The sequence below is a fragment of the Lysobacter soli genome (assembly GCF_003382285.1).
Lineage (GTDB): Bacteria > Pseudomonadota > Gammaproteobacteria > Xanthomonadales > Xanthomonadaceae > Lysobacter_J > Lysobacter_J soli.
Map to the genome: position 1 here is coordinate 1 of NZ_QTJR01000014.1, position 23,496 is coordinate 23,496.

General features: G+C 67.5%; 19 protein-coding genes and 1 riboswitch. Of the genes, 5 read left to right on the top strand and 14 right to left on the bottom strand.

Annotated features, from left to right (window positions below; all coding sequences use genetic code 11):
• Positions 1-177 precede the first annotated feature (177 nt).
• The 4 genes from DX912_RS15685 to DX912_RS15700 all read right to left on the bottom strand — a co-directional run bounded on the left by DX912_RS15685 (position 178) and on the right by DX912_RS15700 (position 6,225).
• Positions 178-1,179, bottom strand: coding sequence for a TrmH family RNA methyltransferase (locus DX912_RS15685; RefSeq protein ID WP_233433615.1), 1,002 nt, complete (start codon positions 1,177-1,179; stop codon positions 178-180).
• Complete coding sequence (locus tag DX912_RS15690) at positions 1,166-1,735, bottom strand: GNAT family N-acetyltransferase (protein ID WP_115844122.1); 570 nt, start codon at positions 1,733-1,735, stop codon at positions 1,166-1,168. Before DX912_RS15690 ends, DX912_RS15685 begins: the two co-directional genes overlap by 14 nt.
• Before the next feature lie 208 nt (positions 1,736-1,943).
• A complete protein-coding gene (locus tag DX912_RS15695; protein ID WP_115843986.1) occupies positions 1,944-5,084 on the bottom strand; it encodes an efflux RND transporter permease subunit in 3,141 nt (1,046 codons plus the stop codon).
• A 16-nt stretch (positions 5,085-5,100) separates the two neighbouring features.
• Entirely contained in the window at positions 5,101-6,225 is a 1,125-nt protein-coding gene (locus tag DX912_RS15700) for an efflux RND transporter periplasmic adaptor subunit (protein WP_115843988.1), read from the bottom strand.
• Positions 6,226-6,554: 329 nt separating this feature from the next.
• Here DX912_RS15700 and cysK point away from each other — a divergent pair, with 329 nt between their 5' ends.
• Together cysK and DX912_RS15710 are read left to right on the top strand one after the other, a co-directional pair.
• The gene (gene cysK, locus DX912_RS15705; protein ID WP_115843990.1) at positions 6,555-7,511 is read left to right on the top strand and encodes a cysteine synthase A; all 957 of its coding nucleotides are present in this window, start codon (positions 6,555-6,557) and stop codon (positions 7,509-7,511) included.
• 165 nt (positions 7,512-7,676) lie between these two features.
• Entirely contained in the window at positions 7,677-8,198 is a 522-nt protein-coding gene (locus DX912_RS15710) for an O-acetyl-ADP-ribose deacetylase (protein ID WP_115843992.1), read from the top strand.
• 479 nt (positions 8,199-8,677) lie between these two features.
• Here the strand turns inward: DX912_RS15710 and DX912_RS15715 are convergent, their stop codons facing one another.
• From DX912_RS15715 to DX912_RS15760, 10 genes are all read right to left on the bottom strand, one after another.
• Positions 8,678-9,286 carry a cytochrome c3 family protein gene (locus DX912_RS15715; RefSeq protein ID WP_115843995.1) on the bottom strand — a complete coding sequence of 203 codons (609 nt, stop codon included), beginning with the start codon at positions 9,284-9,286 and terminating at the stop codon, positions 8,678-8,680.
• Positions 9,286-9,903, bottom strand: a complete 618-nt coding sequence (locus tag DX912_RS15720; protein WP_233433616.1) for a nitrate reductase cytochrome c-type subunit — start codon at positions 9,901-9,903, stop codon at positions 9,286-9,288. Before DX912_RS15720 ends, DX912_RS15715 begins: the two co-directional genes overlap by 1 nt.
• 10 nt (positions 9,904-9,913) lie before the next feature.
• Positions 9,914-12,406, bottom strand: coding sequence for a periplasmic nitrate reductase subunit alpha (napA, locus tag DX912_RS15725; protein ID WP_115843997.1), 2,493 nt, complete (start codon positions 12,404-12,406; stop codon positions 9,914-9,916).
• Positions 12,403-12,723 carry a chaperone NapD gene (locus tag DX912_RS15730; protein ID WP_115843999.1) on the bottom strand — a complete coding sequence of 107 codons (321 nt, stop codon included), beginning with the start codon at positions 12,721-12,723 and terminating at the stop codon, positions 12,403-12,405. The genes napA and DX912_RS15730 overlap by 4 nt, the downstream gene beginning before the upstream one ends.
• Positions 12,720-13,220, bottom strand: coding sequence for a ferredoxin-type protein NapF (napF, locus tag DX912_RS15735; protein WP_115844001.1), 501 nt, complete (start codon positions 13,218-13,220; stop codon positions 12,720-12,722). Before napF ends, DX912_RS15730 begins: the two co-directional genes overlap by 4 nt.
• Before the next feature lies 1 nt (position 13,221).
• Positions 13,222-13,386: a periplasmic nitrate reductase, NapE protein gene (locus DX912_RS15740; protein ID WP_115844003.1), complete on the bottom strand. Its 165-nt coding sequence runs from the start codon at positions 13,384-13,386 to the stop codon at positions 13,222-13,224.
• A 261-nt stretch (positions 13,387-13,647) separates the two neighbouring features.
• Positions 13,648-14,658, bottom strand: coding sequence for a class I fructose-bisphosphate aldolase (locus DX912_RS15745; RefSeq protein ID WP_115844005.1), 1,011 nt, complete (start codon positions 14,656-14,658; stop codon positions 13,648-13,650).
• Between the two features lie 211 nt (positions 14,659-14,869).
• A complete protein-coding gene (gene pyk, locus DX912_RS15750) occupies positions 14,870-16,336 on the bottom strand; it encodes a pyruvate kinase (protein WP_115844007.1) in 1,467 nt (488 codons plus the stop codon).
• 307 nt (positions 16,337-16,643) lie between these two features.
• A complete protein-coding gene (locus DX912_RS15755; RefSeq protein ID WP_115844009.1) occupies positions 16,644-17,282 on the bottom strand; it encodes an HAD hydrolase-like protein in 639 nt (212 codons plus the stop codon).
• A gap of 111 nt (positions 17,283-17,393) precedes the next feature.
• Positions 17,394-18,566: a phosphoglycerate kinase gene (locus tag DX912_RS15760; RefSeq protein WP_115844011.1), complete on the bottom strand. Its 1,173-nt coding sequence runs from the start codon at positions 18,564-18,566 to the stop codon at positions 17,394-17,396.
• Positions 18,567-18,750: 184 nt separating this feature from the next.
• A riboswitch (cobalamin riboswitch) is annotated at positions 18,751-18,961 on the top strand.
• Between the two features lie 272 nt (positions 18,962-19,233).
• Between DX912_RS15760 and DX912_RS15765 the strand changes: the two genes are divergently transcribed.
• From DX912_RS15765 to DX912_RS15775, 3 genes are all read left to right on the top strand, one after another.
• A complete protein-coding gene (locus tag DX912_RS15765) occupies positions 19,234-21,642 on the top strand; it encodes a ribonucleoside-diphosphate reductase subunit alpha (RefSeq protein ID WP_233433622.1) in 2,409 nt (802 codons plus the stop codon).
• 237 nt (positions 21,643-21,879) lie between these two features.
• On the top strand, positions 21,880-22,899 hold the full coding sequence (locus tag DX912_RS15770) for a ribonucleotide-diphosphate reductase subunit beta (RefSeq protein ID WP_425477957.1): 1,020 nt from the start codon (positions 21,880-21,882) through the stop codon (positions 22,897-22,899).
• Between the two features lie 94 nt (positions 22,900-22,993).
• Complete coding sequence (locus tag DX912_RS15775) at positions 22,994-23,482, top strand: DUF4019 domain-containing protein (RefSeq protein WP_115844015.1); 489 nt, start codon at positions 22,994-22,996, stop codon at positions 23,480-23,482.
• Positions 23,483-23,496 lie beyond the last annotated feature (14 nt).

Below are 23,496 nucleotides of genomic sequence, written 5' to 3' on the forward strand. Positions count from 1 at the left end.
GAAGCAACATCCCAGCGCTGTGCCGCAACGACGGTTCAACGCCATTCCTCCGTTGCCCCTCCCCGGCCCGAACGCATGGCGTTCGGGCGTTCGAAGGCGCGCGAACCAGTGGTTCGCAAGCAGCGCCTTCTCACCCCCAACCCCTCTCCCGAGGGGAGAGGGGCTCAAAGCGCGGCCTCAGCCCCGCTTCGCCTTCCACGCCGCCAGCAGCACCGCCGCTGCGGACGCCACGTTGAGGCTTTCCACCAGCCCCGTTCCCGGGATCGACAGACGCAGGTCGCACGCCGCGGCGAGTTCGCGATCCATGCCCTCGCCTTCGGCGCCGAGCACGTAGATCGTGCGTTCGGGCAACGGTGCAGCGAAGACGTCGGTGCCGCCGTTCACCACGGTGGCGGCGAGCGTGAAACCGGCGCTGCGCAACTGCGCGATGGCGTTGTCTTCGCGGCCCAGGCGTACGAGCGGGACCGCTTCGGCACCGCCTTCGGCCACGCGCGCGGCGGCGCCCGACAGCGCGAGGTTGGAATGCTTCGGCAGCAGGATCGCCGAGACGCCGAAGTGTGCGGCCGAACGCAGGATCGCGCCGAAGTTGTGCGGATTGCCCACGCCGTCGAGCCAGATCGCGCATTGCGGACCAGACGGCAGGTCGCGCAGCCACGTCGACAGCGCGGCCGGCTCCTCGCGCAGCACGTCGGCGACCACGCCTTCGTGATGGCTGCTCGCGGCGAGCTTGTGCAGGTCGGTTTCGTCGACGACGCGATAGCCCACGCGGTTGGCGACGCACCACTTCAGCAGCGGCTGCAGCGCGGGGATTCGCGATTCGGCGAGGTAGAGCTTGCGGATCGCCTGCGGCCGGCGCGAGAACACCGCGTGGATCGCGTTGAGGCCGTACAGGCGAAGCTCGGCGCTGCGACGTTCGCGCGCGGGATGCGCGGCGTGTTCGCCGTCGTGCTCGCCTTCATGCGCACGCGTGTCGTGTGCAGGCGCATCGCGGCGACGGCCGCCGTGCGTCTGCGCGTCGTGTTCGGCGCGATCGCGGCGGAACCGCGTGGTGTTGTCTTCGAAGCGCTCCTTGCGGCTGCGCACGTGCGTGCCGCCCCACGGGGATGCGGCATCGCGCGAGGGCGGGCCGGGCGGACGCGGCCCGCGCGGCGGGCGGCTGGGGGGATCACGGTGCGTCACACAGACTCCTTCTCACTTTGGCGAACACGCGCAGGTCGTGCGGTTCGCCGTTCTTCAACAGGGCGCAGTGCGCGACGCCCTCTTCGATGAAACCGTTCTTCAGCAGCACGCGCGCGGAGGCCTCGTTGAAATCGAGCACCGTCGCCTGCAGGCGGAACAGCGCCATGCGCTGCATCGCCCACGGCGCGTACAGCGCGACCACGCGCGTCATCAGCCCGCGGCCCCACAGCGAGCGGCCGAGCCAGTAACCCAGTTCGGCCGACTGCCCGCGCTCGCCGTCCCCGGGACGCGCGGCGATACCGCCGCAGGCGTGTCCATCGACCTCGATGGCGAACACCGGATCGTCCAGGTCGACCACTTCGCCGGAGAGAAAGCGCTCGCCGTCGCGACGCGTGTAGGGGTGCGGGAAGCGGCTGCTCAGGCCGCGCACGACCTGCGCGTCGTTCGCGTGGTGCAGCAGCGATTCCAGGTCCGCCGGACGCCAGGGCCGCAGGACGAAGCCCTCGCCGGTCAGGCGTTCGGATTCGAAACGGGAGCTGGGCGCGAGGGCGGGCATGCGCACAGGGTAACCGGCCCGCCATTCGGTGGCGGAATGGCGGTTCAGGTCAAACGGAAGCGCCGCGCTCATAGCCCCTCTCCCGCATGCGGGAGAGGGGTTGGGGTGAGGGCAACCGAAGCGATATCGGCCGCCTGCCCTCACCCTGCCCCTCTCCCGCAAGCGGGAGAGGGGACAGAATCATCCGAGCGGAGGAGGAGCTATTACATCAAGCGTGCCCGCCCACCGACGGCGTGCTCGCCTCCAGCTTCTCGAGCTCCTGGCTCACCGCTTCCGGCGAACGCGTGTATTTGGCCAGCAGCACGTAGAACGCCGGCACGACGAACAGCGACAGCAGCGTCGAGAACGACACGCCGAAGATGACCACGATGCCGATGGTCGCGCGGCTGGCCGAGCCGGGGCCGCCGGCCAGTACGAGCGGAACGGCGCCGACGACGGTCGCGATCGAGGTCATCAGGATCGGGCGCAGGCGCACCGACGAGGACTCGACGATCGCGTCGCGGATGCTGCGGCCTTCGTCGCGCAGCTGGTTGGCGAACTCGACGATCAGGATGCCGTTCTTCGCCGCCAGGCCCACCAGCATCACGATGCCGATCTGGCTGAACAGGTTGAGCGTGCCGCCGGTCGCGGCCAGGCCAATGAGTGCGCCGAGCACGCCCAGCGGTACGGTGAGCATGATCACGAACGGATGGATGAAGCTTTCGAACTGCGCGGCAAGCACCAGGTACACCACCAGCAGCGCCAGCGTGAAGGTCAGCAGCACCGCGCCGCCGGCCTGGATGTATTCGCGCGATTCGCCCTTCCAGTCGATCTGCGCGTGGTCGGGCAGCTCCGTGCGCACGCTGTCTTCCAGCCACTTGATCGCCTCGCCCATCGGATAGCCCGGCGTGAGGCCGGCGCTGATGGTGATCGCGCGCAGGCGGTTGAAGCGGTTGAGGCTGCCCGGTTCGGCGAGCTCGCGCAGCGTCACCAGGTTCGACAGCGGAATCAGGCCGCCATCGCGCGAACGCACCTGGATCGCCGCGAGGTCTTCCGGCGAGGCGCGCAGTTCGCGGTCGGACTGCACGATCACGTCGTACTCCTCGCCGTTCTGCACGAAGGTGGTGACGCGGCGGCTGCCCATCATGGTTTCGAGCGCGTGGCCGATGTCGGTCACCGGCACGCCGAGGTCGGCCGCACGCTGGCGGTCGATCTCCACGCGCATCTGCGGGCGCGTTTCCTTGTAGTCCGAATCGACCGAGAAGAAGCCCGGGTTGGCTTCCATCTTCGCGATGAGCTTGTCGCGCCACTGCGCCAGTTCGGCGTATTCCGGGCCGCCGAGCACGATGTTGATCGGCTGGCCGCGCGAACGCACCAGGCCGCCGGAGACCTGCGGCATCGCGCGCACGCCGGGCAGCTTCCCGAGTTCGGCGCGCAGCGAATCGGCAACGTCGGCGGTGGAGGTCTTGCGATCCTTCCAGTCCTGCAGGAACACCGCGATGCGGCCGGTGTGCATTTCCTCGCTCGCGCCGAAACCGCCCGGCACGCGCGGGTTGTAGCGCTGGATCGTCTGGCCCTCGCCCGTGTGCGCGGCGACGATCTTCTCGACCTGCTGCACCTGGTTCACGGTGTAGTCGAAACCGGCGCCTTCCGGGCCCTGGATCATGATCTGGAACGAGCCGCGGTCTTCGGCCGGCGCGAGTTCGGACGGCACCAGCTTCAGCAGCAGGCCGCTCACGACGATCGTCGCGAGCATCACGCCGACGACGAGCAGCCAGATGCGCGAGGTCGCCAGCGCCGTCGTGCGCGAGAGCAGTCCGCGATAGCGCGTGGTGATGCCATCCAGGCGGGCGTTCACCCAGCGATGGATGAAGTTCGACTTCTCCTGGTTGTGCGGGCGCACCAACTTGGAGGACATCATCGGCGTCAGCGTCAGCGCGACGAACGCCGAGATCGCGACCGCGCCTGCGAGCGCGACCGACAATTCACGGAACAGGCGCCCCGTGTTGCCTTCCATGAAGCCGACCGGCAGGAACACCGCGACCAGCACGGCGGTGGTCGCGATCACCGCGAACGCCACCTGCTGCGTGCCGCGCTTGGCGGCGACCAGGCGCGGCTCGCCGAGGTCGGTGCGTCGCTGGATGTTTTCCAGCACGACGATGGCGTCGTCCACCACCAGGCCGATCGCGAGCACCAACGCGAGCAGCGTCAGCAGGTTGATCGAGAAGCCGAACAGGTACAGCGGGATGAACGCGGCGATCAGGCACACCGGCACGGTGACTGCCGGGATCAGCGCGGCGCGGAAGCTGCCGAGGAACAGCCAGATCACCACCAGCACCAGCACGATCGCCTCGATCAGCGTGTGGTACACGCGCTCGACGGCGGACTCGATGAAGATCGTGGTGTCGAAGGCGACGAAGATCTTCGTGCCTTCCGGCAAAGTCTTCTGCACCTTCTCGGCTTCCTCGCGCACGGCGCGCGCGACGTCGAGGCTGTTGGCGGTGGAGGTCTTGACGATGCCCAGGCCAATGTTCGGCTCGCCGTTGCTGCGGTAGTACGCGCGGCGTTCGGCCGAGGCCAGCTCGATGCGCGAGACGTCGCCCAGGCGCACGACGTAGCCGTCGGTGCCCTTGCCCAGCGGGATCTGCGCGAAGTCTTCCGGCTTCTGGTAGCTGCGCGCCACGCGCAGGGTGAAGTCGCGTGCGTTGGATTCGATGCGGCCGGCGGGAAGCTCGACGTTCTCCGCTTCCAGCGCGTTTTCCACTTCATTGACGGTGATCCCGCGCGCGGCGAGCGCGTCGCGGTCGAGCCACACGCGCATCGCGTAGCGCTGCTGGCCGCCGATGCGCACCTGCGCGACGCCGTCGACGGAGGACAGGCGATCGACCACGTAGCGTTCGGCATAGTCCGACAGCTGCAGCGTGTCCATGCGCGTGGAGCTCATGTTCAGCCACAGGATCGGATCGGCGTCGGATTCGACCTTCTCCACTTCCGGCGGATCGGCCTCGTCCGGCATGCGGTCGAGCACGCGGCTCACCGCGTCGCGCACATCGTTGGCGGCGGCTTCGATCTCGCGGTTGAGCGTGAACTCGATGCTGATCGACGCGCGACCGTTCACGCTGCGCGATTCGATGGTCTCGATGCCTTCGATGCCGGCGAGCGCGTCTTCCAGGATCTGCGTGATGCGCGTTTCCACCACCGCCGCCGAAGCGCCGGGGTATTCCACCTGCACCGACACGATGGGCGGATCGATCGCCGGCAGTTCGCGCAGCGTCAGTCGCGAGAACGCCATCACGCCGAGCACGATGATGAGCAGGCTCATCACCGTGGCGAAGACGGGTCGTCGGATCGAAAGGTCGGACAGGTTCATCGCATGCGCCCTGTGGTCAGCCGGCCTTGGCCGAACTGCTCTTGGTGGCCGCGCCGACTTCGCCCGCCGGCACCTTGTCGCCAGCGGCGTCGACGATTCGCGCGCCAACACGCAGCTTGCCGGTGCCATCGACGACGATGCGGTCGCCGACCTTCAGTCCTTCGGTGACTTCGGCCAGGCCTTCGCGGCGCGCACCGATCTTCACGTCGACGCGTTCGACCGACGAATCGGGCTTCACGCGGTACACGAACGAATCGGTGCCGACCTGCACGATGGAGATTTCCGGCACCAGCAGCGCCTGGCGTTCCGGGCGCGAGAGTCGCACCTGCAGCAGCATGCCCGGGCGCAGCGCGCGGTCGGGGTTGGCGAAATCGCCGCGCACCACGACCGAACGCGTGGCTTCGTCCACGCGCGCATCGACCGTGCTGACCTGGCCTTCGAACGTGCGACCCGGATACGCCGTGCTCGTGCCGGCGACCTGCTGGCCGACGCCGAGCGTGGCGATCATCGCCTCGGGCACGGGGAAATCGACGTAGACGCGTGCGGTGTCGTCGAGCGTGGCGATCGCCGTGCCCGGCGTCACCAGCGCACCCGGGCTGACCTGGCGGATGCCGAGCACGCCGGCGAACGGCGCGCGGATCACGCGATCGCCGATGTCGGCGCGCATCTGCGCGACGCGCGCACGCGCGGCATCGCGCAGCGCGACCTGCGTATCGAGCGTGGAGCGCGCGACCAGCTGCTGGTCGGCGAGTTCGCGCTGGCGCTGGTAGAGGCGCTCGGCTTCGTTCGCCGTGGCCTGCGCCTGTTCGAACGCGGCCTGCTGCTGGCGGCCGGTGAGCGTGACCAGCGGTGCGCCGGCGGCCACCACGTCGCCGCTCTCGAAATGCACCTGCTGCACCGTCTCGCTGACCTTCGCCGTGACGGTGATGGATTCGCGCGCCTTCACATTGCCCAGCGCCAGCAGCGTGTCGCTGAAGGGCTGCATGCGCACCTGCTGCGTGGTGACCGGGATGGGGCGATCGCCGCCACCGTCCTTGCGTTGCTCGGCGCCATTGCTGCCGCATGCGACGGTCGCACCGACAAGGGCCAGCACGAGGCCGGCACGAAGGGCGCGAAAACTGAATCTGGAACAAGGTCGCATGCGATCGCCTGGAGGGGACTGACGTGGTGTGACGTTGGAGCCCGGGGATTCTAGCGGTCGGGCATCAACGGCTGCGTAGCCCATTGGTTGACAACTCATTGCGCAAACGGCCGCAGGCGCCAGATCGCGCAAGGCCGGCTCCCGACCGGCGGCCCGAGTTCCAAACGGTACCGAACGGGATCTGACACCCGACTGTGGCACTCTCCGATGACGGTCTCGTGGACGGCCGCGACGGCGCATCGGCGCCTGCCGATGGCCGCTTCCGGCCGCGTCCTGCGTCCCCGCTCCAGGCCACTTCGCCCTCAGGCCCCGACCCCAGGAGTTTCCCGATGATCCACGACAGCATCCTCGACACCATCGGCCGCACCCCGGTGGTCCGCCTGCACCGCCTCGCGCCGAAGCACGTGACGCTCTACGCGAAGGTCGAAGCCTTCAACCCCGGCGGTTCGGTGAAGGATCGCCTTGCGTTGGCGATCATCCTGGACGCCGAAGCGCGCGGCCAGCTCAAGCCCGGCGACACGGTCGTCGAAGCGACCTCGGGCAACACCGGCGTCGCGCTGGCGATGGTGTGCGCGGCGCGCGGCTACAAGTTCGTGGCGGTGATGAGCGATTCGTTCTCGATGGAACGGCGCAAGCTCATGCGCGCCTACGGCGCGAAACTCATCCTCACGCCTGCCGCCGAGCGCGGCAGCGGCATGGTGCGCCGCGCCGCCGAACTGGCCGAGAAGCACGGCTGGTTCCTCGCGCGGCAATTCACGAACCCGGCCAATCCCGCTTACCACCGGCAGACGACCGCGGCGGAAATCCTGCGCGATTTCGCCGGCCGCCGGCTCGACCACTTCGTCACCGGCTGGGGCACGGGCGGCACGCTCACCGGCGTGGGCGAAGTGCTGAAGGTCGCGCGCCCCGAAGTGCGCGTGACGACCTGCGAACCGGCGGGCGCGTCGCTGCTGGCCGGCAAGGAATGGCAGCCGCACAAGATCCAGGGCTGGACGCCGGACTTCGTGCCCGAAGTGCTCAATCGCGATGTCGCCGACGCGATCCTGCCGATCGACGACGTCCTCGCCCGCGACACCGCGCGCCGCCTCGCGCAGGAAGAAGGCATCTTCGTCGGCATCTCCTCCGGCGCCACCGCCGCCGCGGCGCTGGAAGTCGCACGCAACGCCGAGGAAGGCTCGGTCATCCTCACGATGCTGCCCGACACCGGCGAACGCTACCTGTCCACGTTCCTGTTCGAGGGCGTGAACGAGGGGTCGGATGATGAGTGGCTGGCTTCGTTGCCGTAATCGTTAGGCCCGCGCGGTGTTGAACCTCTCTCCCACGGGAAAGGGGTTGCTATTGAAGCCCCTCTCCCACCGGGAGAGGGGTTGGGGTGAGGGGCAACGAAGCGGCAAGGGCGACCTGTCGTTGCCGCAAAGCGCCGCGCTGTGCGTTCAGACCAGCCAAAACCCATGCCCATCGAAATCCACCAAACCGACATCACCACCCTCGACGTAGACGCCATCGTCAACGCCGCGAACGAAAGCCTGCTCGGCGGTGGCGGCGTGGACGGCGCGATCCATTGCGCGGCAGGCCCCGGCTTGCTCGACGAATGCCGCGCACTGCCGCAGGTGCGCCCCGGCGTGCGCTGCCCGACCGGCGAGGCACGCGTCACCGGTGGCCACGGACTGCTTGCGCGGCATGTCATCCACACCGTCGGGCCGATCTGGCACGGCGGCGATTCCGACGAAGCGGCCCTGCTCGCCTCGTGCTATCGCGAGTCGCTGCGGTTGGCGATGGAGCAGCGCGTCGCGTCGATCGCGTTTCCGGCGATCAGTTGCGGCATCTACGGTTATCCACCCGAACGCGCGGTGCCGATCGCGGTGCGCGAGGTGCGGGCGTGGCTGGGCACGCACGACGCGCCGGTCCGCGTGGTGTTCGCATGTTTCGGCGAGGAGATGGCCGGGATCTATCGGAAGGTTCTGGCGGAGTGAGGGCGCGTGCGATGGGGGCGCGCTTCTGCCCGGCGCTCAGTGGCCTTGTTGAAACCGCCGTCCCGGGAGAGGGGCTAAAGCCAGCGAGGGCCAAGACCCAAGCTCCACACGCTTGGGCATTCCCGCACCGGCAAACCACGTCACCGTCATTCCCGCGAAGGCGGGAATCCAGGGACGTTCCATGCTTTCACGCACGGGGTTTCCGCTCGCGTTACCTCGCACCGCGGGTAAAGCGTGAAAAGTCCATGGATTCCCGCCTTCGCGGGAATGACGGCAGGTATGTGCGAGCGCGATGTCCCGTATGACCGCAATCGCAATTTCAAAGGCACGGCGAGGCAACAACAACTGCGAGAGCGCCGCATTGCCTACCGCGCCGCCGCCATCCATGGCGCCACGCGACCGGCTCCGGATGACCCTGCCCGGGCCTCCTGCCCGGGCGTTCGTCGCGGCGCGCGCCAGTGGCGCGCAAGCGCCGCTCCTCACCCCTGCGGAATCCCCGCCATGTCCGGCAGGTGATGCGCGATGCCCTTGTGGCAATCGATGCAGGTCTTCTCGCGCGTGACCAGCCAGCGCTGGTGGATCTGCGCGGCGCGTGCGCTCTGGCGCGTCAGGTCCATCGATTCGTAGTTGTGGCAGTTGCGGCATTCCAGCGAATCGTTGGCCTTCAGCCGCGCCCATTCGTGCATCGCCAGTTCCAGCCGGTGATCGAGGAACTTCTCGCGCGTGTTCACCGTGCCGAAGATCTTTCCCCACACTTCCTTCGATGCCTGCATCTTGCGTGCGATCTTGTCGGTCCACTTGTGCGGCACGTGGCAGTCCGGGCACGTCGCGCGAACGCCGGATCGGTTGGTGTAGTGGATCGTCGTCTTCAATTCCTGGAACACGTTGTCGCGCATCTCGTGGCAACTGGTGCAGAACTCCTCCGTGTTGGTCGCCTCCAGCGCGGTGTTGAAACCGCCCCAGAACACGATGCCGGCGACGAAGCCCGCCGCCACCAGGAAACCCAGGCTGTAATGCACGCTCGGCCGGCGCAACGTCAGCCAGTACGGCTGGAACCCGCGCCAGAACCATTGCCACAGCCGGCGCATCACGGCCGCCCCTTTGCGGCTTCCGCGGTGGCGGTGCCGGCTTCTGCCGCGGCGAGCACCGCGTCGATCGTCTGGAAGGTGTTGCCGACCAGCAGCGGCGCGTCGGTCTGCACGACGTGGCACTGGTTGCAGAAGTAGCGACGCGACGAGATCGTCGCCAGGAACTGATCATCGCGATCCATGTAGTGCGTGACGCTCACCGGCGGCGCCTGGAATTTCTCGGCGTTCGCGCGCGCGTGGCAGAGCATGCAGCGGTTGCTGTTCCTGCCGACCTGATAGCCGTCGATCGCGTGCGGGATCGTCGGTGGCTGCATCGGATACGCGCGCTCGCGCTTCACGTCCATGTTCTGCACGTGCCACAACGGTTGCGGCGCCGCTTCCTGGTCGATGGGAATGCCACGGCGCAATGCGTCGATCTGACGACGGTCGGTGCGACCAAGCGCCGAATCCGGCGCTACGACATGCGCCTTCTGCGCGGCGACCTCGCGCCGCGCCTCGTCCTTCTTCTCGCTGCCGCTGCCGAACAGCCAGCCGGCGATGAACACCAGCACCATCACCGCGACGGTGAGCGCGCCTGCGATCCACAGCGGGCGATTGCGCGCGAATGCGTTGCTCATGGCCGGCCTCCTATGCGCCCAGGATCTTGACCGCGCACTTCTTGTAGTCGGTCTGCTTGGAAATCGGATCGGTCGCGTCCAGCGTCACCTTGTTGATGAGCTGCCCGGCATCGAACCACGGCACGAACACCACGCCCTCGGGCATGCGGTTGCGGCCGCGCGTTTCCACGCGCGTGCGCATCTCGCCGCGACGCGACACGATGCGCACGTCGTCGCCCCGCTTGAGGCCGCGTTTGCGCGCGTCGTCCGGGTTCATGAAGACCATCGCGGTGGGAAAGCTGCGGAACAGTTCCGGCACGCGCATCGTCATCGAGCCCGAATGCCAGTGCTCCAGCACGCGACCGGTGACCAGCCACAGGTCGAATTCCGCATCCGGCGATTCGGCGGCCGGTTCGTACGGCAGCGCCCAGATCACGGCGCGGCCGTCCTTGTTGCCGTAGAAGCGGAAGCCTTCGCCCGGCGGCACGTAGGAGTCGCTTCCTTCGCGATAGCGCCAGCGCGTCTCGCGCCCTTCCACCACCGGCCAGCGCAGGCCGCGCGTCTTGTGGTACGCGTCGAACGGCGCGAGATCATGGCCGTGGCCGCGACCGAACGTTGCGTATTCCTCGAACAGGCCCTTCTGCACGTAGAAGCCGAAGTGCGTGGATTCGTCGTTCGCGTAGCCTTGCTGGATGTCGCTGACGGGATAGCGGTCGACGTTGCCGTTCCTGTAGAGCACGTCGAACAGCGTCTTGCCCTTGAACTGCGGATTCGCCGCGAGAATGTCGGCCGGCCAGCATTCGTCGGTGGTGAAGCGCTTGGAGAATTCCATCAGCTGCCACAGGTCCGAACGCGCCTGTGCCGGCGCATTCACCAGCTGGTGCCAGAACTGCGTGCGCCGCTCGGCGTTTCCGTACGCGCCTTCCTTTTCCACCCACATCGCGGCGGGCAGGATGAGGTCAGCCGCCTGCGCGGTCACCGTCGGATACGCGTCCGACACGACGATGAAGTTCTGCGGATTGCGGTAGCCCGGCCAGGTTTCCTCGTAGAGGTTCGCCGCGGCCTGCATGTTGTTGTTGACCTGCACCCAGTACGCGTTGAGCTTGCCGTCCTTGAGCATGCGGTTCTGTTCGACCGCGTGGTAACCGGGCTTCGGATTGATGATGCCGTGCGGGATCTTCCAGATCTCCTCGGCATGCTTGCGATGCTCGGGATTGGCCACGAGCATGTCCGCCGGGAGGCGATGGCTGAACGTGCCGACCTCGCGCGCCGTGCCGCATGCCGACGGCTGCCCCGTCAGCGAGAACGGGCTGTTGCCGGGCGTCGCGATCTTCCCGGTCAGCAGGTGGATGTTGTAGACCATGTTGTTGCACCACACGCCGCGCGTGTGCTGGTTGAAACCCATGGTCCAGAACGACATCACCTTGACGTTCGGATCGGCGTAGAGGTTGGCGAGTTTCTCCAGCCAGCCGCGCTCCACGCCGGTCATCTCGACGGCCTTGTCGAGCGTGTACGGTTTCACGAATGCGGCGAACTGGTCGAAGTCGATGACCTCGCCGCCGTTCGCATCCTTCGCGTTCTTCGCCTTGAGTTCCAGCGGATTGTCGGGGCGAAGCCCGTAGCCGATGTCGTCGTTGCCGCGCTTGAAACTGGTGTGCCGGTCGACGAACTGCCGGTTGACCTTGCCGCTGGTGATGATGTGGTTGGCGATGTAGTTGAGGATCACCAGATCGGTCTGTGGCTTGAAGACGATCGGGATGTCGGCCAGTTCGAAGCTGCGATGCTCGAACGTCGACAGCACGGCGACCTTCACGTGCGGATGCGTTAGGCGGCGATCGGTCACGCGCGTCCACAGGATCGGATGCATCTCGGCCATGTTCGAGCCCCACAGCACGAACGCGTCGGCGGCTTCGATGTCGTCGTAGCAGCCCATCGGCTCGTCCATGCCGAAGGTGCGCATGAAGCCCATCACCGCCGAGGCCATGCAATGGCGCGCATTCGGATCGATGTGGTTGCTGCGGAAGCCCGCCTTCATCAGCTTGTTCGCGGCATAGCCTTCCCAGATCGTCCATTGGCCCGAACCGAACATGCCGATGTGGTCGGCGCCCTTCTCCTTCAGCACCTTCTTGAACTGCGCGGCCATCACGTCGAAGGCTTCGTCCCACGTGACTTCCGTGAACTCGCCGTCCTTCGCGTAGACGCCGTTTTTCTTGCGCAGCAGCGGCGAGGTCAGGCGATCGCTGCCGTACATGATCTTCGACAGGAAGTAGCCCTTTACGCAGTTGATGCCGCGGTTGACCTCGGCATGCACGTCGCCGTGCGTGGCGACCACGCGCCCTTCCTTCACCGCGACGTTGACGCCGCAACCGGTGCCGCAGAAGCGGCACGGCGCCTTGTCCCACTTCAGCGCGGTCAGGTCGCCTTCGGTCAGCACGTTGGCGGTATCGCCCGGCAGCGGCAGGCCGGCGGCGGCCGCGGCGGTGGCGACGGCGGTGTTGCGGATGAACTCGCGGCGTGTGGTCATGGCGCGACTCCGGAAGCGTGGATATCGGGCGCCGGACGCACCGGCGCGTCGAGCGCCTCGCGCGGCTCGGCGTGGTGGTAGACGAGCGCGACGTTGAGCACGCCGGGCAGCGCGCGCAACGCGTCGATGCGGTCGAGCACCGCGTACTGGTCGGCGCATTCGCACAGCACGACGCTCCGCGTGTCCGCGCGCAGCGCGAGGTCGAGGTCGTCGCTCGCGGCGATGTGTGCGTCGATCGCGTCGGCGGCTTCGACGCGGTGCTGCACCACGAAGCTGGCGATGTGGACGTCGCGGGTCGCGTTGTCGTCGGGTTTCATGCGGCCTCCGTGGCACGCGCCGAAAGTGCGATGGCCTGTGCCGGGCACACGCCGACGCAGGCGCCGCAGCCGGTGCAGCGTTCGGGATCGATGGTGGGAAGCGGGATGCGTGCGGTGAGCGGGAAGGCGATCGCGCGCTCGGGGCACGCGTCGCGACAGCTCGAACAGACCACACCTTGGCGCGGCAGGCAGACGTCGGCGATCGATGCCTTCAACGCCCACGGCTCGTTCGTGGCGGAACGATCCAGCGCGCGCGGCACGCAGGCACTTTCGCAATCGCCGCAGAAGGTGCATTCGCCCAGTCGCGGATCGAACACCGGGCGTCCGTTCGTGCCGCGCACGAGCACACGCTCCGGGCAGCGATCGACGCACGCGCCGCAGGCGGTGCAGGCGTCGAGGAAGTCGTTTTCGTCCAGCGCCCACGGCGGGCGCAGCGGCGCGGTCGCCGCACGGCGGCCGAACAGCAATGCGCGTCGGGACCGGTCCGGCGCCGCCATGTCAGTGCCCCGTCGGCGGGCCGGAGACGAACATCTGCCAGAACCACACGATGAAGCCGTAGCTGGCGACGATCATCACCGTGAGCAGCGGGAACACCACCGCCGTCAGCAGCAGGAAGGCCGCGCGTTCTCTCCGCTTGATGACATTGTCATCTGGCTGGTCCATGGCCGCTCCTGTCGTTCGCTTGCGCGAGGACACCGGTGCCTTGGCGTCCGTGACGTCCAGTCTGCTGAAGGGCCCGGGGAGCGGACTTGATCCGGATCAACGGGATCCGTTCCCGCGTGCCTGCAGGCCGGATCCTCGTCTACACGGCGTGCACGTCGCGTAGAGGCGATGTGTGCGCGCTCATCCGAATCGGGCAGCCCATAAAGGAAAAGCCGGCGCGGGGCCGGCTTTTCGGTACTGCATCGCGATGGTCGCCGGCGCTTACGCGGCCTGCTTCCACTGGCCCAGCGCGGCCAGGCCGTTGTCGCGGGCGCGCTCGTACACGGTCTGCTGGGCACGGGCGAAGTTGTTCACCAGGTCCTGCGACCACAGCTTCAGCGCGGCGGCCTGCATGGCGCGGCCGTACGAGAACGACAGCGGCCACGGGTTCGGGCCCATCTGGTTCATCGCGTTCAGGTGCGCGGTGGCCGCTTCGTCCGACTGGCCGCCCGACAGGAACACGATGCCCGGCAGCGTCGCCGGGACGGTGGACTTCAGGCATTGCAGCGTGGCGGCGGCCACTTCGTCGTAGCCCACGTCTTCGCCGCTCGTCGTGCCCGGCACGACCATCGAGGCCTTCAGGATCGTGCCTTCCAGCATGACGCTGTGCTCGTACAGCGAGGCGAACAGCGAACGCAGCGTGACTTCGGTGACTTCGTAGCAGGTATCGAGGTCGTGGCTGCCGTCCATGATCACTTCCGGCTCGACCATCGGCACCAGGCCCTGCTCCTGGCACAGCGCGGCGTAACGTGCGAGCGCGTGCGTGTTGGCGTCGATGCAGGTGCCCGACGGGATGTCCTCGCCGATGTTGATCACCGCGCGCCACTTGGCGAAGCGGGCGCCGAGCTTGTAGTACTCCTCCAGGCGCGCGCGCAGGCCGTCGAGGCCTTCGGTGACCACTTCGCCCGGGAAGCCGGCGAGGTTGTGCGTGCCCTTGTCGACCTTGATGCCCGGGATCATGCCGTGCTCGCTCATGTACTTGGCGAACGGCACGCCGTCGGAGGTCGACTGGCGGATGGTTTCGTCGAACAGGATCGCGCCGGAGATGTAGTCGCTCAGCTTCGGCGTGGTGAGCAGCAGCTCGCGGTAGCGGCGGCGGTTTTCTTCGGTGTTCTCGATGCCGACGCCGGCGAAGCGCTTGGCGCAGGTCGCGCCCGACTCGTCGATGGCGATGATGCCCTTGCCCGGGGCCACCATGGCCTGGGCGGTTTCGGCAAGCTGTTCGATGCTCATGGGTCGTCCTGCGGGAGCGGTGGGAAGCCCATCATTATAGCCACGTCGCCGTGCAAAGAGCCGGTCAACGCGACGAAAAATCAACCACTTGCAGACCGGACACCCCGGATTTCAATACCACTTGGGATGTATGCGTTTACATGCGCCGCGGTGGTCCACCGGCAACGTGGCGCCATCGTGGACGCCACGTCGCAATCGCGAGCGCGTCCGGTTACAGCTCGCCCAGCCCCTCGGCCGAACCGCCCTCGCCCACCTGCAGCAGGCGCAGCGTGTTGGTCGCGCCCAGCTGCTCCATGTGGTCGCCGCTGGTGAACATCACGCGTTCGCCGACGCTGAGCAGGTTCTGCTCGAACAGCGCCTTGACCGCCTTGCGCGCGGCATCGCGCGAGGTCAGGCCGCGGCTGTCGAAGTTGTAGGCGACCACGTCGCGCATCAGGCCCATGCGGCGGCGCGCGCCGTCGTGGCGCGAGAGCGCGTAGATCGGCACCTGCGAACGGAAGCGCGACAGGAAGCGCGCCGTGCCGCCGGATTCGGTCATCGCGATGATCGCGCGCACGCCGATGTGCTCGGACAGGAACATCGCCGCCATGGCGATGGCCTGGTCGGCGCGTTCGAGGTTGCGCGGTGCGGCTTCGAAATCGGTGTCGTGGTTGAACTGGCGTTCGGCGCCCAGGCAGATGCGCGCCATCGCCTCGACCGCCTTGATCGGATAGCGGCCAGCGGCCGATTCCTGCGAGAGCATGACCGCGTCGGTGCCGTCGATGACCGCGTTGGCGACGTCGAGCACTTCGGCGCGCGTCGGGATCGGACTGTCGACCATCGACTGCAGCATCTGCGTGGCGGTGATGACGACCTTGTTGCGCTCCAGCGCCTCGCGGATGATCTTCTTCTGCAGGCCCGGCAGTTCGGCATCGCCGATCTCCACGCCCAGGTCGCCGCGCGCGACCATCACCACGTCGGAGGCATCGACGATCTCGGTGAGGTTCTCGATCGCTTCGGCGCGCTCGATCTTCGACACCAGCGCGGCATCGCTGCCGTGGCTGCGCGCGATCTCGCGCGCATCGTGCATGTCCTGCGCGTTGCGGCAGAACGACACGGCGATGAAGTCCGCGCCCAGTTCGGCGGCGACGGCGATCAGTTCCTTGTCGCGCTCGGTCAGCGCGCCCAGCGACAGGCCGCCGCCCTGCTTGTTCAGGCCCTTGCGATCGGACAGCACGCCATCGTTGAGCACGGTGGTGACGATGCGCTCGCCTTCGACCGCGCCCACGCGCAGCTGCAGGAGGCCGTCGTCGAGCAGCAGCACGTCGCCGGGACGCACGTCGTTGGGCAGGCCGAGGTAGCTCACGCCGACTTCGCGCAGATTGCCCGGCGGTGCGTCATTGCTGGCGACCAGGTCGAAGCGGTCGCCGGTCTTCAGCAGCACGCGACCTTCGGCGAAACGTTCGATGCGGATCTTCGGGCCGGGCAGGTCGGCGAGGATGCCGACTTCCACGCCGACGCGTTGCGCGGCGTCGCGCACGGCCTGCGCGCGGGCGATCTGCGAGGAGGGATCGCCATGCGAGAAATTGAGGCGGACAACGTCGACGCCGGCGGAGAGCAGCGCGTCGAGTACGCCCGGCGGATCGGTGGCCGGGCCGAGGGTAGCGAGGATCTTGGTGCGGCGTTTTGTAGTCGTCATCGAATGGCGGTCCCTGGAACCCCGCGACGCTAGCACAGCTGTCCGCCGTTTCGGTTCGACCGCTCCAGTCACGCCGCCATACACCATCGCATCCATCCAAGTGGTCTGAAAAACCCGGGTGGAAAGCAGACCACCATCGGGCGCAAGGCCGTGTGGAGAGGATCGCGACGCGGGGGCGTGCGCGGGGCGCATGCGACTTGAACCGGGGCGCGGCGCGCTGGAGCGCGTTGCGGCGCGTATTGCCCCGATCAGAGCGGTTGGCCGATCCGTGAAATCCGTGTGATCCGCCTCACGCGAGGCAACGCGGTCACGCCGCGAGCAGCACCGGGATGTCGCCCGGCGCCTGCGCCAGATGAAGCGCGCCGGCTTCGCGCAGCTCGGCTTCGCCGCCGAAACCCCACAGCACACCGATGTTGCGCATGCCGTGATGGCGCGCGCCTTCGATGTCCATGCGGCGGTCGCCGATCATCCAGCACGCGTCGGCAGGAAGCTCGAACCGGCGCAGCGCTTCGGCGATGAGCTGGTCCTTGTGGCTGATGCGGCCGTCGAGCGTGGCGCCGATGACGTCGTCGAAGCGATGGCCGAACGGCAGGTGGTCGACGATCTTGCGCGCGTGCGGCTCGTTCTTCGCGGTGACGACGGCGAGGCGATGCCCGGCGGCGTGCAGCGCTTCGATCGTCTCGCCGATGCCGGCGTAGACCTCGTGCTCGGCCCAGCCGTGCGTCTCGAAGCGGTCGCGGTAATGCAGCACGGCCTGCTCGACCTTCGCATCGTCGTTGAGCAGCGGCCCGAAGCTGGTGCGCAGCGCGGGGCCGATCCAACGGCGCAGTTCCTCGTGCGGCGGCACCGGAAGGCCCATCTGCACCATGGCGTGCTCGACGCAGCGCGTGATGCCGACGGCCGAATCGATGAGGGTGCCGTCCATGTCGAAGAAGAGCGTGGTCATGCGGGTACTCGAATGCTTTTGTAGCCCGGGCAAGCGAAGCGCGCCCGGGGTGATGCGCATGGTGCAGGCAACCCGGGTAGCGCTTCGCTTACCCGGGCTACAACGCGGTGGTTACGCGCGCGCCTTCAGCGCCGCGACCGCCGGCAGTTCCTTGCCTTCCAGGAACTCTAGGAACGCGCCGCCCCCGGTGGAGATGTACGACACGTCCTCCTCGATGCCGTACTTGTCCACGGCCGCAAGCGTGTCGCCGCCGCCGGCGATCGAGAACGCCTTCGATGCGGCGATCGCGCGCGCGAGCACTTCGGTGCCCTTGCCGAAGGCGTCGAATTCGAACACGCCGACCGGACCGTTCCACACGACGGTGCCGGCGGCCTTGATCAGCTCCGCATAACGCGCGGCGGTCTGCGGGCCGATGTCGAGGATCATGTCGTCTGCACCCACGGCGTCGACGGCCTTCACCGTCGCCGGCGCATCGGCGGCGAACGCCGGCGCGACGACGACGTCGACCGGCACCGGGATGTCCGCGCCGCGCGCCTTCGCGTCGGCCATGATCTTCTTCGCCGTGTCGATCAGGTCCATTTCGACCAGGGACTTGCCGACGCCGTGGCCCATCGCGGCGATGAACGTGTTGGCGATGCCGCCACCGACGATCAGCTGGTCGACCTTCGAGACCAGCGACGACAGCAGTTCGAGCTTGGTCGACACCTTGGAGCCGGCGACGATCGCCAGCAGCGGGCGCGCCGGGTTGTCGAGCGCCTTGGCGAGCGCGTCGAGTTCGGCCATCAGCAGCGGGCCGCCGGCGGCGACCTTCGCGTGACGGATCGCGCCGTGCGTGGACGCCTGTGCGCGATGCGCGGTGCCGAACGCGTCCATGACGTACACGTCGCACAGCGCGGCGTACTTCTTCGACAGCGCCTCGTCGTCCTTGCCCTCGCCTACGTTCATGCGGCAGTTCTCGAGCAGCACGAGCTGGCCCGGCTTCACGTCGACGCCATCGACCCAGTCCTTCACCAGCGGCACGTCGATGCCGAGCAGCTCCGACAGGCGCTTCGCGACCGGCGCCAGCGAGTCCTCCTGCGTCCACGTGCCTTCCTTCGGACGGCCCAGGTGCGAGGTGACCATGACCGCAGCGCCCTTCTCCAGCGCGAGCTTCATCGTCGGCAGCGCGGCGGTGATGCGCTGTTCGGAGGTGATGCGCCCGCCGTCGATCGGCACGTTCAGGTCTTCGCGGATGAGCACGCGCTTGCCGTGGAGGTCGAGGTCGGACATGCGGACGATGGACATGGAAGCTTCCTCTGCGGCCCTTCGATGGAAGGGTGGATGGGGGTGAGAAGACGGCGCGGCGCAGCGTGCAGGCGCGGCGCGAGGGCGTGCATTGTCCCCTGCCGCATCCGCATGGGCAAATCTCGCGCATGTTCGATTCTGCTGTTATCCACTAGATTTTGCGTTGACGGATCCACTCACCCCCACTATGTTGTGGCCCGTCGGTGCCGGCCTTCGCAGGTCGGCTTAAAACGGGAAGCTGGTGGGAATCCAGCACTGCCCCGCAGCGGTATGGGAAACGAAGGTGGCCATGGCACTGGGCGGGATGCCCGGGAAGCGGCCACCGGTAGGCGATGCGACCTTCGTGTTCGCGTCATGTCCCGAGTCCGAAGACCTGCCGACAACCGCGCGTTGCACACCGCGCGGTGACCGGCCACGGAGTCTTCGGAGGGAAGACGGTCGGTGTCGCTGCACGCGACGGTTCGCACCGTCGCCCGCCCGAATCTCGGGCTGCGCGACACCCCGCATTCACGCTTCGACTCCCGCGCCCGCGTCGTCCTTCGAGGGAGAGGACGGCCAGACGTGCGCCCACGCACCGGAGTCGCCGATGACCACCACCACGCAAGCCCCCGTCGCCACGCCTGCCCGCGAGAGCGCGACGCGTCCGCCCGAGACCCGCGCATCCGACATGGATCCCGGTTTCGCGCTGACGCCGCCCGCCGCCAACCTCACCATGACGGTGACCAAGCGAAGCGGCCGTCGTGAACCGGTCGACCTCAACAAGATCGTCCGCGCCGTGACGCGTGCGTGCGAAGGCCTGTTCTCCGTCGATCCGATGCGCGTGGCCACGCGCACGATTTCCGGCCTGTACGACGGCGCGACCACGCGCGAACTGGACGAACTGTCGATCCGCACCGCCGCGCTGCTCACGGCCGAAGAGCCCGAGTACGGCCGACTGGCCGCGCGCCTGCTCGCGGGCGTGATCGAGAAGGAAGTCGCCGGCATCGAGATCCACGCGTTCTCGCAGTCGGTGCAGCGCGGGCATGAGCTGGGGCTGATCAACGATCGCCTGCTCTCGTTCGTGCAGGCGCACGCGCGCAAGCTCAACGACGCGATCGACAACGCGCACAACCAGCGCTTCGACTACTTCGGCCTGCGCACGCTCTACGACCGCTACCTGCTGCGCCATCCGACCGCGCGCACGGTGATCGAAACGCCGCAGCAGTTCTTCCTGCGCATCGCCTGCGCGCTGAGCGAGGACGTCGGCGAAGCGCTCGCGCTGTACAAGCGCATGGCGCAGCTGGACTACATCCCGTCCTCGCCCACGCTGTTCAACTCCGGCACCACGCACGAGCAGCTCTCCAGCTGCTTCCTGCTCGATTCGCCGGACGATTCGCTCGAAGGCATCTACAAGCGCTACATGGACGTGGCGAAGCTGTCGAAGTTCAGCGGCGGCATCGGCCTGTCGTACACGCGCATCCGCTCGCGCGGCTCGCTGATCCGTTCCACGAACGGTTTGTCGAACGGCATCGTGCCGTGGCTGAAGACGCTGGACGCGTCCGTCGCCGCGGTGAACCAGGGCGGCAAGCGCAAGGGCGCGGCGTGCGTGTACCTGGAGCCGTGGCATGCGGACGTCGAGGAATTCCTCGAACTGCGCGACAACACCGGCGACGAGGCGCGCCGCACGCACAACCTCAATCTCGCGAACTGGATCCCCGACGAATTCATGCGCCGCGTCGAAGCCGACGGCGAATGGTCGCTGTTCGATCCGGCGAAGGTGCCGCAGCTGACCGACCTGTGGGGCGAGGCGTTCGATCGCGCGTACCGCGCGGCGGAGGTCGCCGGACTGGCGACCAAGCAGGTGAAGGCGCGCGACATCTACGCGCGGATGATGCGCACGCTCGCGCAGACCGGCAACGGCTGGATGAACTTCAAGGACAAGTCCAACCGCGCGTGCAACCAGACCGCTCGCGACGGCAACGTCGTGCACCTGTCGAACCTGTGCACGGAAATCCTCGAAGTCACGTCGCAGGACGAGACCGCGGTGTGCAACCTGGGGTCGATCAATCTCTCGCACCACGTCGAGGTGTTCGCCGACGGCCCGCTGCATGGCGATGCCGGACGCTTCGATTTCGACAAGCTCGCCGAGACCGTGCGCCTTGCGGTGCGCCAGCTCGACCGCGTCATCGACCTCAACTTCTATCCGATTGAAACGGCGCGTCGCGCGAACCTGAAGTGGCGTCCGGTCGGTTTGGGCGTGATGGGCCTGCAGGACGTGTTCTTCAAGCTGCGCCTGCCGTTCGATTCCGATGCCGCGCGTGCGTTGTCGGCGCGCATCGCCGAGGCGATCTATTTCCACGCGTTGTCGGCGTCCAATGAACTGGCGATGGAGCGTGGCCGCCATCCCAGCTTCGAGGACACGCGCGCGGCGCAGGGCGAGCTGCAGTTCGATGCGTGGGGCGTGGTGCCCGAAGACCCCGAACGCTGGGACGCGCTGCGCGCACGCATCCGCGAGCACGGCCTGCGCAACTCGCTGCTGGTCGCGATCGCGCCGACGGCGACGATCGCGTCGATCGCCGGCTGCTACGAATGCATCGAGCCGCAGGTGTCGAACCTGTTCAAGCGGGAGACGCTGTCGGGCGACTTCCTCGTCGTGAACCGTTATCTCGTCGAGGAACTGAAGTCGCTGGGCCTGTGGACGCCGGAACTGCGCGACCGCATCAAGATGTCCGAAGGCTCGATCCAGGGCGTCGACGCGATTCCCGAATCGCTGCGCGCGGTGTATCGCACGTCGTGGGAACTGCCGATGCGGTCGCTCATCGACATGGCCGCCGAGCGCGGCGCCTTCATCGACCAGAGCCAGTCGCTCAACCTCTTCATCGAAAGCCCGAACATCGGCCAGCTGTCGTCGATGTACATGTACGCGTGGAAGAAGGGCTTGAAGACGACGTACTACCTGCGCTCGCGACCGGCGACGAAGATCGCGAAGGCGACGGTGAGCGGCGCCGCCGCGCAGGCGCCGAAGCCGGAAGTCACGCCGGCCGACGCGGTGGCGTGTTCGCTCGAGAATCCGGAAGCGTGCGAGGCGTGCCAGTGACTTACGCCCCTCTCCCGCATGCGGGAGAGGGGTTGGGGTGAGGGCGAGTCGCTCTGTGCGGTGGAGCGCCCTCATCCGTCCTGCCGGGCACCTTCTCCCGTGGACGGGAGAAGGGATTCCATTTCAAGCACTACCGAACACCTTCCCTTCAGCCGGCAGCCGATGCGTGGCTTGCCTCCCTCCCCTTCCGCAGGATCGCGGAACGGCTGCCGCTGAAGGGCAAGGTCCCAGACGAGAATGACCATGTCGCACACGCCCCGCCTGCTCGACCCCGGCTTCGACCTCACGCTGCGGCCGATGCGTTATCCGCAGTTCTACGAGATGTACCGCGACGCGATCCGCAACACGTGGACCGTCGAGGAAGTCGACTTTTCGCTCGACGTCAACGACCTCAAGCACAAGCTCGGGCCGGCCGAGCGCCACCTGATCGAACGCCTCGTCGCGTTCTTCGCCACGGGCGATTCGATCGTGGCGAACAACCTCGTGCTGAACCTTTACCAGCACATCAACGCGCCCGAAGCGCGCATGTACCTGTCACGCCAGCTGTACGAGGAAGCGCTGCACGTGCAGTTCTACCTTACGCTGCTGGATACGTACCTGCCCGATCCGGTCGCGCGCGCGAAGGCCTTCGCGGCGGTGGAGAACATTCCGTCGATCCGCGCGAAGGCGGAGTTCTGCTTCAAGTGGATCGATTCGATCCAGGGTTTGCAGCGGATCGAAACCGTCGAACAGCGTCGCCAGTTCCTGCTCAACCTGATCTGTTTCGCGTGCTGCATCGAAGGCCTCTTCTTCTTCGCGGCGTTCGCGTACGTCTATTACCTGCGCTCGCGCGGGCTGCTGCACGGGCTGGCGTCGGGCACGAACTGGGTGTTCCGCGACGAAAGCTGCCACATGGCGTTCGCGTTCGAAGTGATCCGCACCGCGCGCGAGGAGGAGCCGCACCTGTTCGACGACGAACTGAAGGCGCAGGTGGTCCGCATGCTGGAGGAAGCGGTGGAATGCGAGATGCAGTTCGCGCAGGACGTGCTGTCCGGTGGCGTCGCGGGGCTGTCGCCGAAGGACATGCGCCAATACCTGCAGTACTGCGCCGACCAGCGCCTCGCGCAGCTGGGCCTGCCGAAGCATTTCAACGCGACCAATCCGTTCGCCTTCATGGACCTGCAGGACGTGCAGGAAGTGACGAACTTCTTCGAACGCCGCGTGTCGGCCTACCAGGTCGGCGTGGAAGGCGAAGTGGCATTCGACGCGGCGTTCTGAGCGAGGGCGGCGCGGAAACGATCGTTCTCGCGTCGCCTTTACATCGCCCCGGCGAGACTTCCGGCTCCGCGTGACGCACCAACGGAGCCACGCCATGAACGCACGCCTTCCGCTGGCCATCGCGCTGCTGTTCGGCGCCTCGTTCGCCGCCATCGCGCAGACGCCTCCCGCGACGCCGCCGCAGCCCGCGCCCGCAAGACCCGCGGCGGTCGTGCGCGCCGCACCGTCGGCGGATCCCAACGCCGTCGTGCAGGCTGCGCTGACGGTCGCGCAGCTGATCGACCAGGGACAGACGGCGCAGGTCTGGCAGGGCGCATCGCCGGTCGCGCGCGCCGCCGCCACCGAAAAACAGTTCGTCGACGGCATCGCCACCCGGCGCAACGCGCTGGGCACGCCGGTATCGCGCGAATGGACGTCGGTGTCGCGGAACCTCGTGCCCGCCGGCGGCAACGTGCCGGCCGGCGCATACGTCAGCGCGCGCTTCCAGACGCGCTTCTCGACCAACCGCGTCGCCGAGAAACTCGTCTCGCTCCACTACGACGACGACAACACCTGGCGCCTGGCCGGCTACACGATCAACTGACTGGGCCGGCGCGC

Bases quoted from the DNA above. Each gene is read 5' to 3' on its own strand.
- DX912_RS15690 (WP_115844122.1), bottom strand. From the start codon at position 1,735: ATGCCCGCCCTCGCGCCCAGCTCCCGTTTCGAATCCGAACGCCTGACC.
- pyk (WP_115844007.1), bottom strand. From the start codon at position 16,336: ATGACGACTACAAAACGCCGCACCAAGATCCTCGCTACCCTCGGCCCG.
- cysK (WP_115843990.1), top strand. From the start codon at position 6,555: ATGATCCACGACAGCATCCTCGACACCATCGGCCGCACCCCGGTGGTC.
- DX912_RS15775 (WP_115844015.1), top strand. From the start codon at position 22,994: ATGAACGCACGCCTTCCGCTGGCCATCGCGCTGCTGTTCGGCGCCTCG.
- DX912_RS15740 (WP_115844003.1), bottom strand. From the start codon at position 13,386: ATGGACCAGCCAGATGACAATGTCATCAAGCGGAGAGAACGCGCGGCC.
- DX912_RS15770 (WP_425477957.1), top strand. From the start codon at position 21,880: ATGACCATGTCGCACACGCCCCGCCTGCTCGACCCCGGCTTCGACCTC.
- DX912_RS15715 (WP_115843995.1), bottom strand. From the start codon at position 9,286: ATGCGCCGGCTGTGGCAATGGTTCTGGCGCGGGTTCCAGCCGTACTGG.
- DX912_RS15765 (WP_233433622.1), top strand. From the start codon at position 19,234: ATGGATCCCGGTTTCGCGCTGACGCCGCCCGCCGCCAACCTCACCATG.
- DX912_RS15700 (WP_115843988.1), bottom strand. From the start codon at position 6,225: ATGCGACCTTGTTCCAGATTCAGTTTTCGCGCCCTTCGTGCCGGCCTC.
- napA (WP_115843997.1), bottom strand. From the start codon at position 12,406: ATGACCACACGCCGCGAGTTCATCCGCAACACCGCCGTCGCCACCGCC.
- DX912_RS15745 (WP_115844005.1), bottom strand. From the start codon at position 14,658: ATGAGCATCGAACAGCTTGCCGAAACCGCCCAGGCCATGGTGGCCCCG.
- DX912_RS15710 (WP_115843992.1), top strand. From the start codon at position 7,677: ATGCCCATCGAAATCCACCAAACCGACATCACCACCCTCGACGTAGAC.
- DX912_RS15695 (WP_115843986.1), bottom strand. From the start codon at position 5,084: ATGAACCTGTCCGACCTTTCGATCCGACGACCCGTCTTCGCCACGGTG.
- DX912_RS15730 (WP_115843999.1), bottom strand. From the start codon at position 12,723: ATGAAACCCGACGACAACGCGACCCGCGACGTCCACATCGCCAGCTTC.
- napF (WP_115844001.1), bottom strand. From the start codon at position 13,220: ATGGCGGCGCCGGACCGGTCCCGACGCGCATTGCTGTTCGGCCGCCGT.
- DX912_RS15760 (WP_115844011.1), bottom strand. From the start codon at position 18,566: ATGTCCATCGTCCGCATGTCCGACCTCGACCTCCACGGCAAGCGCGTG.
- DX912_RS15755 (WP_115844009.1), bottom strand. From the start codon at position 17,282: ATGACCACGCTCTTCTTCGACATGGACGGCACCCTCATCGATTCGGCC.
- DX912_RS15720 (WP_233433616.1), bottom strand. From the start codon at position 9,903: ATGAGCAACGCATTCGCGCGCAATCGCCCGCTGTGGATCGCAGGCGCG.